Origin of the sequence: Streptomyces sp. MH60 (assembly GCF_002939385.1) — a bacterium.
Lineage (GTDB): Bacteria > Actinomycetota > Actinomycetes > Streptomycetales > Streptomycetaceae > Streptomyces.
In genome coordinates this window covers 13,108-30,872 of the sequence record NZ_MULI01000015.1, presented here as the reverse complement: position 1 = coordinate 30,872, position 17,765 = coordinate 13,108, and the positions used below count along the sequence as shown (strand labels likewise).

The window sequence follows — 17,765 nt, the reverse complement described above, 5'->3', positions numbered from 1 at the left end:
GCGCGAGTGGCGCCTCGGGGGCTGCGTCCGATTCCGCTGGTTAGGGCGCTGAAGTGCTGTCGAAGGGACGGTGACTCCGGCGATCTTGGAATCCGGCGCAGCCTGCAAGCCCGTTCCTGCCCAACAGGCGCGTCCGGGGGACACCGGCATCTCGAGTGGGTCCGGTGCCCCGACTGTCAGAGGTCTTCCAGCCCTTCCTCCCGGCGGATCATCCGCCAGGCCGCGCGGCGGGCGCTGCGGTCGAGGTTGGACTTGAAGTCCCGGTCGGTGCCGAAGTACCGCTTGCCGAGGGTGTCGATCGTGGAGACATGATCCATCATGTTCTCCTCGAACTTCTTGTCGAAGACGATCCCGAAGTTCGCCTCGTCGTTGACGACGGCGGCGGCGCGGACCTTCGGGTCCTCCTTGGTCGCGTTGAAGGCGGGGAGGACGTCTTCTTGCGTGAACTCCGTACCGAACTTGGCGTTGAACTTGTCGATCAGTTCGGACAGCAGGGACTTCTCGTCGTCCTTGGCCCCGCCCACGCCGTCGCCGAAGCCCTTGAGTTCGGCGGGGCCCTCGGGGTTGAGGGACACGTCGTGCTCGCCGGTCTTCTCGACGCGCAGGTGACTGAGGTCGACCTCGCCTATGTCGACGCCACCGTCGGCAAGGCGGGGGAGACGGTTGAGCAGGTGACGCCCGTAGAGATGCAGGCGTTCCAACTCGGCGTCGCGGTACGGGACGATCTGCGCGAGGAAGCCGTACTTGCGGACGTAGTCGTTGAGGTTGGCGCGGAATTCCTCGGCCGTCTCGACGTCGTCCTCCTCCTCACTCTCCAGCAGGGCGGTGAAGCGGACCACGGCGGGGGAGAGGAGCCGGTACAGCTCGGCGTGCAGCTTCTCCCACTTGGACTGGACGCCACCCGCCTTCTTCTCCGCTTCCAGATACGCGGCGACGAACTCGTCCATGTCCTGCTCCGAGATGATCGGCGCGGACATGACGCGGCTCTGGGCCGTGTAGAGGAGGTTCGGGTCGGAGGGCAGGGTGTGCGCCTCCTCGAAGTACGGGCGGAAGGCGTCCTGGATGTCCTCGGCGTCGTTGACGAAATCCAGGACGGCGAGGTCTGCTTGGGACTTGCGATCGGCGGTGCGGTTGAGGCGGGAGAGGGTCTGCACGGCGGCGATGCCGGTCAGCGTCTTGTTGACGTACATCGTGGTGAGGAGTGGCTGGTCGAAGCCGGTCTGGTACTTCTCGGCGACGACGAGGATCCGGTACTCCTGCAGCCCCTTGCCGCCGGCCTTCGCGGCCTTGTCGTCGGCGCGGGTGTACGCGAACGCCTTCGGCAGCGCGGCCTCCGAAATGCCGCCGTTCTCCTTGACCTCCGTGGTCTCCTCACCGTCGACGGTGAGGGTGCCGGAGATCGCGACGAGCACGCCGAGGTCCGGGTACTTGGTGTCGTACTCGCGGTCTGCGATGTAGCTGCGGATGGCACGGGCCATCTGGACGGCGGAGTGACGGGAGGCCGTGACAACCATGGCCTTGGCACGTCCGCCGAGCCGGCCGCGGGTGTGGGCGAGGAAGTGCTCGACGATCACCATGGCGTGCTGCGACACGGTGTGCTCGTGCATGAGGGCGAACCGGGCGAGCTGGCTGTTCGCCTTGGAGGGGTCAACCTCCTTCTCGTCGCGGTTGAGGTTCGCCAGCTTCCAGTAGGTGTTGTAGGTGACGTAGTTGCGCAGCGGGTCGAGGATGAAGCCTTCCTCGATGGCCTGGCGCATGGAGTAGGTGTGGAACGGACGGTAGACGGTTTTGCCGTTCTCCACACCTTCCGTGCCGAAGAGTTCGAGGGTCTTGGACTTGGGCGTGGCCGTGAAGGCGAAGTAGGAGAGGTTGGCGGCGCGTGAGCGTGCCACCGCCTTCGCCTTGAGCTGGTCGTCCACGGTGACGGTGGTCGCGCCTTCGTCGTCCGAGTCGGCGTCCAGGCCGAGGTCGCGCAGGGCGGACTTCACTGCGGTGGCGGCGTCACCGGACTGCGAGGAGTGCGCCTCGTCCACGATGATCGCGAAGCGGGTGCCCTTGATCTCGGTGGGGTTGCGCTTGATGTAGTCCAGCAGCGCCGGGAACGAGTGCAGGGTGACGGTGACGATCTTGCCGGTGTCCCGGGAGAGGGCGCGGGCAAGCTGTTCGCTCTTCGCTCCGTGCTTCTCGTCGACCTTCACGACCAGGCCGTCCGTCTGCGAGAAGCTGCCGACCGTTGCCGAGAGCTGTGCGTCCAGGGCACGGCGGTCGGTGATGACGATGACCTTGTCGAAGACCGGCTCGCCAGGCTTGATACGGCCGTCGGCGAGGGCGTCCGGCCGCAGGACGGCGGGATCACGGCGAGCGTGCAGGTCGCTGAGGCGGTGGGCCAGCCAGCCGATGGTGTTCGACTTGCCGGACCCGGCGGACGCCATGATCAGGTAGTTCTGGCCGGCGCCGTGGACGGAGGCGTGCGCGGTGAGCTTGCGGACTACGTCCCATTGGTGGAAGCGGGGGAAGATCGTCGTCTTGGTGGTGCCGCCGCCGGGCGTCTTCTGCTTCTGCTGGTGCACGAAGCGCTGGAGCAGGTCGAGCCAGTTGTCCCGCTGCCAGACCTCTTCCCAGAGGTAGGAGGTGGCGTACTTGCCGTGCGCGGTGGGAGCCAGGTTGCCAGCCCCGCCGGGCAGGCCGGGGCCGTTCGAGCCGGTGTTGAACGGCAGGAAGCGAGTGCTCTTGCCGCGGAGCTGCGTGGTGACGAAGACCAAGTCCGGGTCGACGGCGAAGTTCGCGATCGCGCGACGCGTGAAGATCAGCTCGGTCGGGTTGCGGTCGGTCCGGTACTGCTCCTTGGCCTGCTCGACGCCCTGACCGGTGAGCGGGTTCTTCAGCTCAGCGGTGGCGATTGGGATGCCGTTGAGGAACAGGGTGAGGTCGAGGCGGTGGCCCCAGTCGGCCTGCTTGGTGGCGTAGGGAAGCTCGCGGACGACGGTGAGACGGTTGGCCCGGTAGCCGTCGAGGACGGAGTCCGCGGAAATGAGGTTCGGCCTGAAGTAGGCGACGCGGAGCCGGACTCCACGGTCCTTCACTCCGTTGCGGAGGACGTGGAGCAGCCCGTCATCGGCGATGGCCCGGTCGAGGCGCTGCGCGAATCCGCGCTGCGCCTCGGTGGCGTTCCCGCCGTAGACGGTGAGCAGCTCGTTCCACTCGTCGCCCTGCGTCGCGCCGATGAAGGTGAACAGCTCGTTGGTGTCGAGGCCGATGTCGGCCTGGTAGTCCTCGGGGTTCGCCTCCCGCCAACCACGCTCGCAGAGGGCGGCGACAATGGCGGAACCGAAGGAGGACTCGTCGTGCACGGGGCTCATGCGGAAACTCCCTCGGTCACGTTGCGCCCGCTGGCGGTGGAGACGTCGAGCTGGCCGGTTACGGCGGCGGTGATGAGGGCTTGGCGGCGTTCCTCCAGCAAGGCGATCTGCCGCTTGGTCTGCTCTTCACAGAGAGACGCGTGGCGCACCGCTTCCTTGGCGATCATGGCGATGGTCCGCTGGTCTGCGGGTGAGGGCAGGGGTGCATGCACCTGAGAAAGATGAGTCGGCCCGAAGTGCTGCATGGTGGCGCCGGTCTTCAGCAAGTGGATCTGGCGCATGAAGTGAGAGGAGCGCAGAAATGCCTCCACATACTCCATTTCTACGTTTTTCTGTGCTGGTCGAAGAATGATGAGTCCGGTGTATGGAATGGAGTCAACGACGGCCGGGTTCCGGACGACGGAGACCCCTCCCATTGTCGCGCTTCCGCTGATGAGGCGGTCGCCCAGGCGGAGTCGGAACTGTGACCATTGGTGAGCGACTCTTTCGCGGTCGAGGAAGTTACAACCGTTGAGTGTCACTTCACCCTTCTTGAGGCCGGCGATGCGGATGAGGGGGACACCGTCGTCCCGGAAGTCGGCGGCCATGATGCCTGGGCCCTCGCGGAAACGGACGATGTAACGGAGTGGTACCTGGTGTGGGCAGGATTCCACCGCTTCGTCCAGCACTCTTTGTGCTCTCTCAGCAGCCAGGCCGGAAAGGCGGTCGTACAGGTGAATGAGCCGGTCAATGCGTCCCGTTTCGGCTTTGAGGAAGTCGGCGATGCGACGCTGCTCGTCCAGAGAAGGTGCGACAACCTTGAATGACGACAATCTCTCCGAGGAGAGTTCCAAGAAAGTCGTACCAAGGCCGTCGGCCTGCAGATCGAGCCGACGCGCCTCCAGCTGGTAGCCGAAGAACCGGACGTCGACAGCCGCTTCCGGGACGAGAGCCCGGCATCCTTGGTTGAAGGCCATTTCGGTGCCGGTGATGCAGACGTACCCGATGGGTGCTCGGGTCGACACCAGGAGGGACCCGCGAGGCACCACGACGGAGCCGGAGCGGGCGCCGCTCTGTGTCAGGGTTCGTCGGGTGGTCACGACTTCGGTCAGACGCCCGCTGAAGTCAGCCGGTGTGGCCCAGGGGACGTCTCCGCCCCAGGGGACGTCTCCGCCCCAGTTCGTGGCATCCGAGGTGGGCGTACCGCCGTTGACCACTTGGAAGAGGCGACGGAGAGGCAGTACCGGAAGAGTCATTTCGCCACCTCGTCGAGCAGTCCCTGAATCTTCCTTTCCAGTTCCTTCAACTCAGCGTCGATCTCCGCCAACGGGCGCGGCGGCTCGAAGACGTAGAAGTGGCGCGTGAATGGGATCTCGTAGCCGACCTTCGTCTTGCTATGGTCGATCCACGCGTCCGGGACGTGCGGGTGGACCTCTCGCTCCAGGTACTCCTCGACGTTCTCGCCCAGCGCAACGTTCTCGTAGTCCCGCAGCTCCGCGTCCGGCTCAGGCTGCCCCTTGACGAGCTGCACCTCGCCCTCCGGGTTCCGCACCCCGACGACCTCCCGCAGCGCCTTGTTGAACGGCGCCCCCGTCGGCCACGTCCCGCCGGCCTGCACGGCCGCGTCCTTCAACGCCACCCAGGCGTCCTGCTTCGTGCCCCAGCTCGCGCCAATCAGAGACTTGAAGGCGTCCGTCAGAGCCGCACCCTGCGGAAGCTTCTGGATCGCCTTGGACGCCTCCAGCGCCGCCAATGTCTCCTCCGTGATCTCGAACCGCAGCTTCAGCGGGCGCTCGACCGTGATCCGCTGATAGCCGAAGTCCTCGTTGCGGAAGACCTTCACCTTGCCATGTAGGGGGTGCTCGGCGTCGCCCGCCACCGCCAGGGCCTCGCCGTACAGCTTGACCACCGTCGCGATGTGCTCCTTGCCCAGCTGCTTGCGCTTGTCGCCCAGCGACTTGCGCATCTTTTGCCACTGGTCGCGGGCGTCCAGCAGGACGACCTTGCCCTTGTGGTCGGGACTCTTCCTGTTCGTCAGGATCCAGAAGTACGTCGAGATGCCGGTGTTGTAGAAGAGCTGGTCCGGCAGGGCCACGATGCCCTCCAGCCAGTCGTTCTCCAGGATCCAGCGGCGGATCTCCGACTCACCCGAGCCGGCCGCGCCGGTGAAGAGGGGAGAGCCGTTGAAGACGATCGCCAGGCGTGAGCCGCCCCCGCCGTCCACGTCCACCGGCTTCATCTTCGAGATCATGTGCTGCAGGAACAGCAGCGAGCCGTCGTTGATGCGCGGCAGGCCCGCGCCGAAACGGCCGGCGTCGCCGAGCTGCTTGTGCTCTTCCTCGACCTCGTCCTTGACCTTCTTCCACTCCACCCCGAACGGCGGGTTGGCCAGCATGTAGTCGAAGGTCTTGCGGGCGTGGCCGTCGTCGGAGAAGGAGTTGCCGAAGGCGATGTTCTCCGGGTCCTGGCCCTTGATCATGAGGTCGGACCGGCAGATCGCCCAGGACTCGGGGTTGAGCTCCTGCCCGAACACCTCCACCGTGGCGTCCGGGTTCAGCTCCGTGATCAGGTCGTCCATCGCGGAGAGCATGCCGCCCGTGCCGCAGGCCGGGTCGAGGACAGTGCGTACTGCACCTGGGAGCTGGAGCGCGTCGCCGTCCGGGGCGACGAGCAGCCGCACCATGAGCTGGATGACCTCACGCGGGGTGAAGTGCTCACCGGCCGTCTCGTTGGACTGCTCGGAGAAGCGGCGGATCAACTCCTCGAAGATGTAGCCCATGTTGTGGTTGGACACGACCTCGGGACGCAGGTCCAGGTCGGTGAACTTGCCGATGACCAGGTACAGCAGCCCCGCGCTGTCCAGCCGCTTGATCTGCTGGGCGAACTCGAAGCGTTCGAGGACGCCGCGGGCGTTGTCGGAGAACGCGCTGACGTACACCGCGAGGTTCTTCGCCGCGTTCTGCGGGTCCGCCGCGATCTTCTTCAGGGTGAGCGTGGACGTGTTGTAGAAGGCGTGACCGGAGGCCTTGCGGAGGAACTTGTCCGCGATGATGTCCTGGCCCTCGAACTTCGTCACGGTCTCCGTGACCTTCTCGCGGGTCGGCGCCAGCACGCACTCCAGTCGCCGCAGCACCGTGAACGGCAGGATGACCTTGCCGTAGTCGGACTGCTTGTAGTCCCCCCGCAGGAGGTCGGCGACGGACCACGCGTGGTTCGCCAACTCCGTGTGCTTACTGCTGTTCAACTGGATCCCCGGATTCCTTCCGAAATGTCCCAACCCCACCGCCCGAGCCGAACCGCGCTGGGCGGCTGACCGGAGCGGCCTGACAAGTGTGGTCTATGTGTGAAGGCCCGCGTGCCGAATGGGGCGAATCGCCACCCCGAACGCGCACCTCCCGCCCGCCTGCCTCAGCCGTCACCCGGCGACGGCAGCAACTGCCCGCCCGTAAGCCCGCCCACCAGCAGCCCCGCCGTCTCCTCCGCGAGCCGCGTCGCCCGCTGAGCCTCCGCCCGGAGTCCGTGCACGTGCCGGAACGCCTCCCCGTACCGTCGCTGCTCCTCCAGCGGCAGCAGCGGTACGCGCAGTCGGCCCGGGTTGACCATGAGGACCGTGCTGCCCGTCGACGCGCCCGCGATGTTCTCCTCCGCGCCCAGGAAACCGGCGAGGAACCAGGCGTCCAGGCGTGCCGGGTCCGGGCGGAAGAGGTGGACGTGCGGGCCGGGCAGTGCGCCGGCGTCCTGTTCGCCGGCGACCCGGGTCATGGGGCCGTCCGTGCTCGCCACGGCCCGTACGAGGACGTCCCCGACGGCGATCACCGGTGACGTGTCGTCGTACAGCTCCGTCGGCTCTCCCGTGGGGCCCGCCCCGGTCGCGATGTCCGAGCCGGTGAGCACGGCCCGTACCACCGGTCTCCGGCTCCCGTCGCTCGCGGCGTGGGTCCGCGGGCGCGCGCCGTCCGGCACCGGACGGAGCAGGGTGAGCGCACCGCCCCGCGAGAGGTCGGAGGCCGTCGCCGTCCGCCACTCGCGAGGCTCGGCGCCCGCGGCGCTCCACCCTTCGCGACCGGCGGTACGCGTGAGGGCCTTCGCGGCCTTCACGAGGTCATGGCGCGTGGCATCCACCTCGGCCGCCAGCTTCGCCGGATCGACCTCAGCCCGTGACGCCCGTACGAGCCGCGCCGGGGTCAGGTCCACCACGTCGTCCAGCAGGTCCACCACGCCGACCGCATGCGCGACACCCGGCTCGCCTTCGAAGGCGTCCGGGCTCGCCCTGAACGCCTCCCACGCATCCAGCGCCCGCGCAGTGACGCCCCCCCAGTCCACGGAGGCCGACCGGCCGGCACCCCGCGTCCGCGTCGGCGCGGTCGCCCCGCCGCGCCCGGTCGCCAGTGCCGGTGTCTCTGCCGCGGTGTCCACGAACAGCACCGACTTGCGCTCCGTGCCGCCCGGCTCGGGGCGCTGCAGCACCCACACCTGAAGGCCCACGTGCAGCGGCACCGACGCGCCGACCGGCAGCGCGATCACCGCGCGCAGGGCTCCGCTGCGTACGAGCTCCGCGCGTACGCGCCGCCCCGATGCTCGCCCGGCGGTGGCCGGCGGCAGCAGCAGGACCGCGTAGCCGCCGGGCACCAGGTGGGCTAGCGCGTGCTGTACCCAGGCCAGCTCCGACTCGGCGCGAGCCGGGACGCCGTACGCCCAGCGCGGGTCGTAGGCCAGTTCGTCGTGGCCCCAGTCCCGGATGCCGTAGGGCGGGTTGGACAGCACGGCGTCGGCGAGCAGGTCCGGGAAGGCGTCCGCGCGGAGGCTGTCCCCGGCGCGGACGGTGACCGAGGAATCCGGCGCCGTCAGCATCAGGCTGACCGCGCTGCGGCGGGCCTGGACGGGCAGCACGTCCTGGCCGTACAGCTCCTGCGTGCCGTGCCGGGAGGCCGCCGTGAGGAGGGAGCCGCTGCCGCAGGCCGGGTCGAGGACGCTGGACGGGGTGCCCGGGACCAGCCGGGCGATGAGGTCCGTGAGCGGTTCGGGCGTCCGGTAGGCGCCGCTCGCCGCACTGTCCTCCAGCTCCCACTCCGCGAGGACACCCAGCGCGGCTTGGCCGCCTTCTTCACGTACACACGCGTACAGCGCGCGCAGGACCGGCGCGTCCTCGGTCTCGAAGCGTACGGTGCCGTTGGCGGTCCCCGGGACGGCCTCGGCGACGGCCGCCCTGTCGCGCTCGGCCTCGTAAGTGAGGTCCGCGTCGGACAGGCCGGCGGTGGCGGCCAATTCGTCGGGGGAGCGGCGGGCCGCTGCCAGGACGAGGAGCAGCAGCTCGGCCGAGTCGCTCGCCGCGCCGCTACCCCCACGTCCGTGCAGGCGGAGCATCGTACGGAGCTCTTCTGCCGGGCTCGCAGCGGAGGCGTGGCCGCGCGCGGCCAGCCAGGTGCGTACTGCCTCCAGGTCGTACAGCGGGCTGCTCTCCGTGCCACCGGAGGGCGCGGGGAAGTCGTCGTGCCGGCGGCGCCAGTTGCTGACGGTGGCGCGCGTGACTCCGGCGATGCGCGAGATCTCGGCGGCCGTCACCTGCGCAGTGGGCTGCTGGGGCATGGCGGTTCCTGGGCCTCTCGGTAGCTGACAGTCAACAAACTACAGCCCCCGTCAAGCTTGTCAATCCGATTGACACTGCTTTCACTTTCCTGCTTACCTGTTCCTGCTTCCGGTCGGAAGCGTCCGGCTGCGGCACCGCCGTGCGCCGGAACGCCTGATCGACCATGTCAGACACCACTGCGACGTCACCGAGACGTCACTCCGGGGGAGACCCATGCACCTGACCATGCCGACATCCGTCGTCGAGGGCACCCAGCTCACCGTCATGCCGTTCCGCGACGACGCCGTCGTGGGGACGATGGCCGTGCCGACCCTCGTCCAACTGGTGCCCTCGCCCCGTGCCGAGGAGGACCCGCGCAAGCTGAAGGCGGCCTCGGGCCTGGTGCGCCGGCATGCCGAGCTGCGCGCCACCGTGCAGCGCACGCTGAAGTCCTCGCAGAAGGGCAAGAACGTCGGCCCGTACGCCGAGTACATCGCCGCCGGTCTCAAGGGTGAGCTCGGCGCCGCCTGGTCCACACCGCCGATCACCCTGTGGCACGCCGGACCGCTGGCCGCGCTCAGCGAGGAGCTCGTCCCCGGCACCGGCCTGCGCACCCTCACCGTCGCGCCGGGCACGATGGTCGTCGCCATCGACGGCGAGACCCAGACCACCGCCTGGCACGACCTCTACGACGACCCGGAGGCGTACGGGCTGACGTACTCGCAGCTCGCCCAGGTGCGCATCCCCTTCGAGCTGTACGTCGACCTGGCCCCGGCGGACGCGCGGCAGATCTTCTACGACCGGAACGTGCAGGGCGTGGCCGTGGCGAAGAACCTCGCCATGTCCATGGACCAGCGGGACTTCGGCACCCGTCTCGCCCACCTGGTCGCCGACTCCGTACGCATCGACGTCGACGGCCAGCGGGTCCCGTTCGCCCGGCTCGTGAACGTCAGCAAGCGGCAGCTGTCCGCCGGTGACCGCGAGGTCGTCACCCTCTCCGCGTTGCGCGCACTCGTCGTCACCACTCTCTACGGGCGGGGCGGGCTGGCGCGTTCCGCCGAGTCCGTGCACGAGGACGAGTTGCCGGCGGGGGCCCGGCCCGAGCAGGTCGAGGCCGCCGTCGTGCCCATCCTCGGCGACCTGATCGTCCGGCACGCCCGCGAGTTCGCGGAGCGCGGCGCCATCACCGCGCCCGCGGTCCTGGCCGGTCTCGGTATCGCCGTGCACCCCACCATGCCGTGGAGCGACTCGGGGGCCGTGTTCCGCATGGACGACCTGCTCCGGCTCCTCGACGGCATCCGCTGGGAGCGCGAGGCGAAGTACTGGGACGGCGTCGCCGCCAAGACCGGCTCCTCCGGCCGCCTCAACTTCAGCGGCGGCGTCAAGGACTCCGGCGGACGCGTCGCCGACGCCATCCTCTACCCGGCCACCGAGGCGGGGCGCCAGATCCGCGACCTCTGAACTCGCGTGAACCGCCCAAGTCGCCCGTAGTCGGCGAGTGGGAACGACACGACAACACACCACACCCACTCGGTACGCCGGTGCGGATCGACCCGTCCGGCGCGCGCACGAAACGGAGCAGACCATGACCGACCAGCAGCCCGACCCCGGCATCGGTTCCGGCATCGGCCACACCACCCAGCCGACGCCCGGACCGTACGGCACAGGCCGGCCGCCCTTCCCTCCGATGCCGCCGAACACCCCGGCCCCGCAGCCGAAGTCCCGCAACAAGGCGTGGCTGAAGTACGGGGCCGTCGCCCTCGTGTCCCTGTTCCTCGGGGCCGGCATCGGCGCGAGCGGCGACGCGGGCAACGAGGCCGAGGCGGCCACGGACGCGACGGACGCTCCCCGTCCGACGGTCACCGTCACGGAGACGGCACCGGCCGCCGAGGCCGAACCCGCGCCCACGGTGACGGAGACCGTGACGGAGACGGTGACCGCCAAGCCGGAGAAGGCCGAGGAACCGGGGCCTGCGACCAGCTTCTCGGGCGACGGCGAATACCTCGTCGGCGAGGACATCAAGGCCGGCACGTACAAGACGGCTGGCCCCGAGGACGAGTGGGGCTGCTATTGGGAGCGCGCCAAGAACGCCAGCGGCGAGCTCGGCTCGATCATCGCCAACAACAACCTCCAGGGCGCCGGCCGGGTGACCCTCAAGAAGGGCGAGTACTTCAAGACCAACCGGTGCCAGGAGTGGAAGCGGGTCGGCTGACCGGTGCCAGTCCCTCGGGTGTGGGTGCCGGCTCGGATGTGACGAACTCGTGCACAACCGGAACCGGCTCAGTGAAGTCGAAGACGACGTGCCGTCCGCGCTGAGTCGGACGAGCGCTCTGTACGAACAGCAAGGAGACGGCCGCCGATGATCCCAGTCGGACGTGAAGAGGACACCCGCAAGGTTCAGACCGCCGTGCTGGGCGGCCCCGACGGGCATCTGCCCCTCTTCCTTCCGTTCGAGAGACGCGCCGCGGACGGGCTCCGCAAGGAACACGGGCCCAACGCCTTCACCTGTGGCACCCTCCTCGGTGGCTGCGGAAAGCTCCTGACCCTGCGCGCCTGCGACGACAAGAAGTCGCACTTCGCCCACCGTCCGCCCGTGCGGTGCTCCCGCGCCGAGCTCGGTGAGGACAGCGCCGACCACCTCTACATCGGCGAGGCCCTTGCCAAGTGGCTGCGCGGACAAGGGCGGCCCAATGCCTGTCCAGTACGTCCGGCAGACGGGCGCCCGGGGCGACTCGATCGAGGTCCGCTTCGGGCCGCAGAAGAAGCGTCGCCTGATCCACGTACAGATGGGGCGCCGCACGTTCAAGGAATGGCAGGTCGACGGGGAGCGGCTGCGGGCCGGAGCGGGGAAGCCTTCCACCATCCGCATGTACGGGCCGGAAAGCCAACTCGCCGCGTTCGAGGTCGACGTCGCCGGGTACGCCCTGCGATTCATGTGCCTGACCGAGGACGGCACACGCGTCGTCCACGTCGGCACCCACCCGCCGGACCATCAGGTCAAGTGGACGACGCTCGACCAGTGTCGGCTCGTCTCCGCCGGGCTCCTCACCCCGTGGCTGGAGGAGACGCCGCACGGGATACGGCCGAAGCAAGCCCCACCGCAGCAGGAAGACCGTCCCGTCCTTGATGGACGGGAAACGGGAACGGCTCGGACGGCGGCGGTCGAGCGCGACACGCCCGCCGGTCCCGAACTCCCGCTGATGCCGGGAAGCGTCGCCTTCACCGGAGCCACCCTGGCGGTCGAGGAACACGGGCGGGGGCTCTACGACGTGGACGCGCAGCCCATCGGCTCGGCGGTGTTCCCGGCCCGGTTGTCGTTGCCTGCCTCGGTCCCGGCCCCGGAGTCCCACCTTGTCTACGCCCTCACCGGGCGGGCGGCCGTGCTGAGTGGACCACAGGCCGCCGTTCCCGGTTCGCGGTGGATGCTCCGGGCCGAGGACGTTGTCCGACTCACGCCCGCGAAGGCGACGGAATGGGAGCTGCTGACGCCTTCCGCACCGGCGTCTGAGACGCGTTCGCCGGAATCGGAGACGCCGAGTCCTCGGCTCGCTGAACAACCGCCACCGGTTACCGTGTCTCCCGCCGTGGCGGACCCGGAGGGATCGCCGGAGGCGCCGACGGCGAGGGAGGGCCCTCGGTCGGTGCACGCGTCCGGTGTCTGCGAACTGCCGCCCGCGCGCCCGGGGGAGGAGCCGCTGGACCGGCTCAACATGGTCCTTCAATACCTCGACGAACGGGACGCGAGACTGTCCACTCGCGCGCTCCACAGGGTTGTACTGGAGGCGGAGGACCTGGCGTCGCTGATCGGCCGCCGCTTTCTTCCGGCCGACCTGTCGCAGCATCTGGGGCGCTGGCGCACCGTGTTGCGCCGGCGGCTCGAGGGAACGGGCGAGCCCGACTCGTCACCGCGTGAGGTGTTCGACCGGCTGGCCGACGAGTTCCGCGCGGCCCGTGATGTCGGGGACCTCGCGCTGGCCAGAGGCATCCGCGGCGCGATGGGCCGCGTCTACGCCCTGCGCCTGTCACCCGAGGACCGTGAGGCCGTCACCGGTGTGGTCCTTGAATTCAAGCAGTGGGTACGCGACCAGAAACCCCTGACGCCGGCGGACGAGTCCCGCAAGGCGCTCCAGCGCATCCTGCACGATCTCGGCAGCCGCAGGGCCACGGTCACCACGCCGGAGATCGCGGCCGCTCTCAAGGAGGCCGACGGGATCCGTCGCGCACTCGATGTCCCGTTGCCGGAAGGGATCGTCGCGGGGCTGCGCCGCTGGCGCGGGAACCTCCGTCATCGACTGCGGGCGGAGAACGGCAACGGCGGCGCCCCTTCCAGCGGCAGGACGCACGAACCGGGCAACAGGGCCGCCGAACCGGCCCTGTCGGGGAACGAACGACGTCCCGACCGGACGAGGACGAACTGGAGTCGCTCGCTGCCCGCGTGCGCACCCTCCTCCAGGACGCCGCACGCTCCGGAACAACGGTGACCTGGGGGGATCTGCGTCGGCGCATGAGCGGGGAACTGCCCTTCCTGCACTCGAACGATCAGGGCGAAATTCTCGTCCTGGCGGACTTGAAGACGCCGGCGGACGAGCCTCTGCTGGCAGCACTGGTGACGGGCGCCGACCTCACGCCGCACTCCCTCTACCGCCACGTCCGGTACAGCCTCGGCCGGGAGCGGGTAGCGGAAGAGGCCCTGGAAACGGAGTGGCGGATGGAGGTTCTCCGGCTCTATCAACTCTGGCGGCACCGCTGACCGTCCGACTCGTCGGCCCGGCCCTCCGGCGTCCGGGTCAACGGCGCACTCGTCACCGGGCGGGTACACGCGGAGGGCGCTTCTCGTCGGGGCGTGGACTGTATGCAGTTCCTTACTGCATATGATGTGCAAGTGCGCACCACTGACTACACCATCCGTCCGGCAACCCCCGCCGACCTGCCCCCCGCCCGAGCCGTCATGCTCGACACCGTCTACCGGGACTTCGGTACCGGGTACGTCCCGCGCTGGCATGCCGATGTCATCGATCTGGCCGGGGCCTATCTGACCCCTGCCCGGCATACCCTCCTCGTCGCTGTCGACGCGGACGGTGAGGTCGTGGGCACCGGTGCGCTCGACTCCCGGGGTCCCGCGCACCCGCCGAACCCCGTGCACGTCGCCGAGCGTTACCCCTCCGGTGTGACCGCGCAGCTGCGTCGCGTGTACGTACGGCCCGAGCACCGCAGGCGGGGGCTGGCGCGGAGGCTCGTCGACGAACTGCTGGCGTTCGCCGTCGCCGACGGGGGATACCGGGCCGTCTACCTGCACACCGACCCCGCCGTCACCGGGGCGGAACCCTTCTGGCGGTCGTTGGCCAAGGTCGTGCACGACGAGCGGGAGGACGCGGGCGGTGGGCAGGGGATCGTGCACTTCGATGTTCCCCTGGGGTGAGGTAGGCATGGAAATCGTTTTCATGTAGTCTCCCATTCGCCCTCGCCTGCCTGTCCGACTGGCCCTGTAGTCCCCCTGCCTCCCCCCGAACCTGATCGATCCGAGGACCATGCGCTCCCACCGCCGCCCCCGGCTGCTCGCCCCGCTCCTGCTGATCCCGCTCATATCGAGCTGCTTCGCCTCCGGAGGCGGTGACGACTCCGGATCCGGTGGCGGCAAGGACGGTGACAGTGCCCGTCTCCGCGTCGCCCTCGCCTTCCCGCCCGCCGAGAACCTGTCCCCGTACGGCGCCGACGCCACCCTGCTCAGCCGCCTCGGGGTCACCGAGGGCCTCACCGCGCTGGACGCCAACGGTTCCGCCGCGCCCGCGCTCGCCGAGTCCTGGCGCCGGGACGGGGAGAAGACCTGGGAGTTCAGCCTCCGCGACGCCACCTTCCAGGACGGGGGCGAAGTGACCCCCGCCGCCGTGGCCGAGTCCCTCGCGCACGCCACCGACGCCGAGCCCGCCCCAGCCGCCCTCGCCGGTGTCGACCTCCGCGCCGAGGCGAGCGGTGACCGGATGGTCCGGATCACCACCGCCGTGCCCGACCCGGTTCTGCCGCTCCGGCTCTCCAGCCCCAGCCTCGCGATCCTGTCCAAGGACGCCTACGGCAAGAGCGACCGCGTCGACCCCGTCGGCCACGCCACCGGGCCCTTCGAGCTGACCAAGGTCAACGGCGCCACCTCCGCCTCCCTCGACCGGTTCGACGACTACTGGGGCGGTCGCGCGCAGGCCGCCGGCGTCGACGCGCGCTTCATCGCCGACGGCACCGCTCGTGCCAACGCCCTGCGGACCGGGGAACTCGACATCGCCGAGGCCGTTCCGGTCGCCCAGGCGGCGTCGCTCGACAAGGAGACCCGACGCGACACCGCCACCACCCGCACCACCAGCCTGCTCCTCAACGCCTCCTCCGGGGCCTTCAAGGACGCCGGGCTGCGAGCCGCCGCCCGAGAGGGCCTCGACACCTCCGTGTTCGCCAAGGACGTGTACGAGGGGTACGGCGATCCCGGTGCCGGGGTCTACGGGCCCGCAGTGACCTGGGCGGAAGGGAAGCGGGCCGCGCCCGTCGGGCAGGCGCCGGCCAAGAAGCCCGGGGACGGTGACACCATCAACCTCGCCACCTACGACAACCGGCCCGAACTGCCCGAGGTCGCCCAGGTGGTCAAGCAGCAGCTGGAGAAGGCCGGGTTCACGGTCAAGCTCACCGTGCGGGAGTACTCGCGGCTCGAAGGCGACGCCCTCGACGGGAAGTTCGACGCCTTCGTGCTCGCCCGGAACACGCTCCTCGACACCGGTGACCCCGTCGCCGTCCTCGCCAGCGACTACACCTGCGACGGTGGCTTCAACATCGCCCAGCTCTGCGACAAGGGCGTCGACCGTGCCGTCGCCGACGCCGAGAAGATCGCCGACACCGCGAAGCGCCAGGACGCCGCCATGGCCGCCGAGGCCCGCGTCCTCGGCAGCGACGCCGTCGTGCCGCTCGTGCACCAGCGCATCATCACCGGCGTCGCCGACTCCGTGCAGGGCGTGATCCTCGACCCGTACGAGCGCACCCTCGTCGGCACCGGCACCCGGCGCTGAACCGTGCTGCAGCGGGTGGCCGCCCTGGCGTGGCGGGTCGTGCTCGCGGTCGGGCTCGTGTGCGGGGTCGGGCTGTTGCCCTGGCTCACCCGCACCGACCCCGCGTACACCGTCCTCAAGGCACGGTCCGCCGAGCGCGAGCCCACGCCCGAAGTGCTCGCCGACATCCGGCGGCAGCTCGGGATCGACGGCGGGCCCGTGCACGTGCTCACCGGCTGGCTGGGCGGTCTCGTGCGCGGGGATGCCGGACGGTCGTGGATCTCCGGGACCGACGTACTGCCCGACGTGCTCCGGGCGCTCGGTGCCTCGCTGCTGCTCATGGGGGTCGCGCTGCTCGTCGCCGTTCTCACCGCCGGGGTGATCTGCGCGCGCACCCTGCGGCTCGGAGCCCGGCGACGGCTCGGTGGGCGGCGCGGGGGCGGGAGCCTGTCCGCCGTACTCGCCTCGCTGCCCGAGTTCCTCGTCGCCTCCGTGCTCGCCACCGTCGTCGGGGTGCAGCTGGGGTGGCTGCCCGCGCTGGGGTGGTACGGGCCCCAGTGGACCGTGCTGCCCGCGCTCGCCCTCGGGCTGCCCGCGGGAGCCGTGCTCGGGCGGCTGCTCGACGACCTGCTGCCCGGTGCCTTCGGGGAGCCGTGGGCGCTGGCCGCTGCGGCCCGTGGGCTGACGGGGCGGTCCATCGCCCGCCAGGCCGTACGGCGGTGCGTGCCCGCGCTGCTGCCCAACCTCGGACTGTTCGTCGTCGGGCTGACGGGCGGGGCCGTCGCCGTCGAGCAGGTCTTCGACATCCCGGGGCTCGGGCGCACCACCCTTCAGGCCGCCCTCGCGCAGGACCTTCCCGTCCTCCAGGCCGGCACCCTCGCCCTCGTGCTGCTGGCCGGGCTCGCGACCGGCGCCACCCGCGTCGCCGCCCGGCTGCTCACCGGGCCCGCGCTGCGGGACGGCGCCCTGTCCTCGCTGCACCGGCCCACTCAGCCCGCCGGCGGGCTGCTGCCGCTCCTCTACGGCGCCCTCCTGCTCGCCGTCGTCGGGTGCGGGCTGGCCCGTGATCCGCTCGCCCTCGACACGGGGCAGCGGCTGCGGGCACCCTCCCTCGCCCATCCCTTCGGCACCGACGCCCTCGGGCGCGACCTGCTCGCCCGCGTCGGCCACGGGGCGCTGGACACGTTGCTCCTCGCCGCCGCCATCAGCGCCGCCGCCCTGCTCGCGGGCGTACTGCTCGGACTCGTGCCCCGGGTCTCCGCGCCGCTCGTCGACACGGTCAACGCCGTGCCGCCGGTGCTCGTCGCGCTGCTCGTCACCGCCGTCGCCGGGAGCGGAGCGGCCACCCCCGCGCTCGCCGTGGGCGCCGTCGCCTGGGCGCCGCTCGCCGCGCACACCTCCTCCCTGCTGCGCCAGGAGCGCGCCACCCTGCACATCACCGCCACCAAGGGGCTGGGCGCGGGGCGGCTCCATCTGTTGCGGCACGAGTTGTTGCCCGCCGTGGTGCCGCCGGTCCTCCGGCACGCCCTGCTGCGGCTGCCCGGGGTCGCCCTCGCGCTCGCCTCGCTCGGCTTCCTCGGCCTCGGCGCCCAGCCGCCGTCCCCCGAATGGGGTCTGCTCCTCGCCGAGAACCAGCCCTACGCCGAGCGCGCCCCCTGGGCCGTCCTCGCCCCCGCCGCCATACTCGCCCTGCTCGGCGCGCTGGCCGTCAGCGCCGCGGGCGGAATACGCCGACCGGCCCGGCGACGCCCCGCACCGACCGTCGGCGGGGCCGACGAGGGCAACGGGGCCGAGCGGCGGCCCGTCCCGGCGGCGGAGACGGAACCGGCCGGAGCCCGGTGA

General features: G+C 70.3%; 11 protein-coding genes. 7 read left to right on the top strand and 4 right to left on the bottom strand.

Going from position 1 to position 17,765, the window contains the following annotated elements; genetic code table 11:
* Positions 1 to 176: 176 nt before the first annotated feature.
* The 4 genes from BZZ08_RS12820 to BZZ08_RS12805 all read right to left on the bottom strand — a co-directional run bounded on the left by BZZ08_RS12820 (position 177) and on the right by BZZ08_RS12805 (position 8,924).
* Complete coding sequence (locus tag BZZ08_RS12820; RefSeq protein ID WP_104632315.1) at positions 177 to 3,359, bottom strand: type I restriction endonuclease subunit R; 3,183 nt, start codon at positions 3,357 to 3,359, stop codon at positions 177 to 179.
* Complete coding sequence (locus BZZ08_RS12815) at positions 3,356 to 4,594, bottom strand: restriction endonuclease subunit S (protein WP_104632314.1); 1,239 nt, start codon at positions 4,592 to 4,594, stop codon at positions 3,356 to 3,358. The genes BZZ08_RS12820 and BZZ08_RS12815 overlap by 4 nt, the downstream gene beginning before the upstream one ends.
* Positions 4,591 to 6,582 carry a type I restriction-modification system subunit M gene (locus BZZ08_RS12810; RefSeq protein ID WP_104632313.1) on the bottom strand — a complete coding sequence of 664 codons (1,992 nt, stop codon included), beginning with the start codon at positions 6,580 to 6,582 and terminating at the stop codon, positions 4,591 to 4,593. The genes BZZ08_RS12815 and BZZ08_RS12810 overlap by 4 nt, the downstream gene beginning before the upstream one ends.
* Before the next feature lie 164 nt (positions 6,583 to 6,746).
* Positions 6,747 to 8,924, bottom strand: coding sequence for an N-6 DNA methylase (locus BZZ08_RS12805; RefSeq protein WP_198601444.1), 2,178 nt, complete (start codon positions 8,922 to 8,924; stop codon positions 6,747 to 6,749).
* Between the two features lie 214 nt (positions 8,925 to 9,138).
* On the opposite strand from BZZ08_RS12805, the gene BZZ08_RS12800 reads away from it, so the two are divergent.
* The 7 genes from BZZ08_RS12800 to BZZ08_RS12775 all read left to right on the top strand — a co-directional run bounded on the left by BZZ08_RS12800 (position 9,139) and on the right by BZZ08_RS12775 (position 17,765).
* Positions 9,139 to 10,365 (top strand): DNA sulfur modification protein DndB, encoded by a 1,227-nt coding sequence (locus BZZ08_RS12800; RefSeq protein WP_104632312.1) that lies wholly within the window; start codon positions 9,139 to 9,141, stop codon positions 10,363 to 10,365.
* A gap of 124 nt (positions 10,366 to 10,489) precedes the next feature.
* Positions 10,490 to 11,116 (top strand): hypothetical protein, encoded by a 627-nt coding sequence (locus tag BZZ08_RS12795; RefSeq protein WP_133169192.1) that lies wholly within the window; start codon positions 10,490 to 10,492, stop codon positions 11,114 to 11,116.
* Between the two features lie 478 nt (positions 11,117 to 11,594).
* Positions 11,595 to 13,385, top strand: a complete 1,791-nt coding sequence (locus BZZ08_RS38815) for a hypothetical protein (protein ID WP_157953337.1) — start codon at positions 11,595 to 11,597, stop codon at positions 13,383 to 13,385.
* 23 nt (positions 13,386 to 13,408) lie between these two features.
* Positions 13,409 to 13,654, top strand: coding sequence for a hypothetical protein (locus BZZ08_RS38810; protein WP_157953336.1), 246 nt, complete (start codon positions 13,409 to 13,411; stop codon positions 13,652 to 13,654).
* Between the two features lie 132 nt (positions 13,655 to 13,786).
* Entirely contained in the window at positions 13,787 to 14,323 is a 537-nt protein-coding gene (locus tag BZZ08_RS12785) for a GNAT family N-acetyltransferase (RefSeq protein WP_104632311.1), read from the top strand.
* 109 nt (positions 14,324 to 14,432) lie between these two features.
* A complete protein-coding gene (locus BZZ08_RS12780; protein ID WP_104632310.1) occupies positions 14,433 to 15,944 on the top strand; it encodes an ABC transporter substrate-binding protein in 1,512 nt (503 codons plus the stop codon).
* A gap of 3 nt (positions 15,945 to 15,947) precedes the next feature.
* Positions 15,948 to 17,765, top strand: a complete 1,818-nt coding sequence (locus tag BZZ08_RS12775) for an ABC transporter permease subunit (protein ID WP_104632309.1) — start codon at positions 15,948 to 15,950, stop codon at positions 17,763 to 17,765.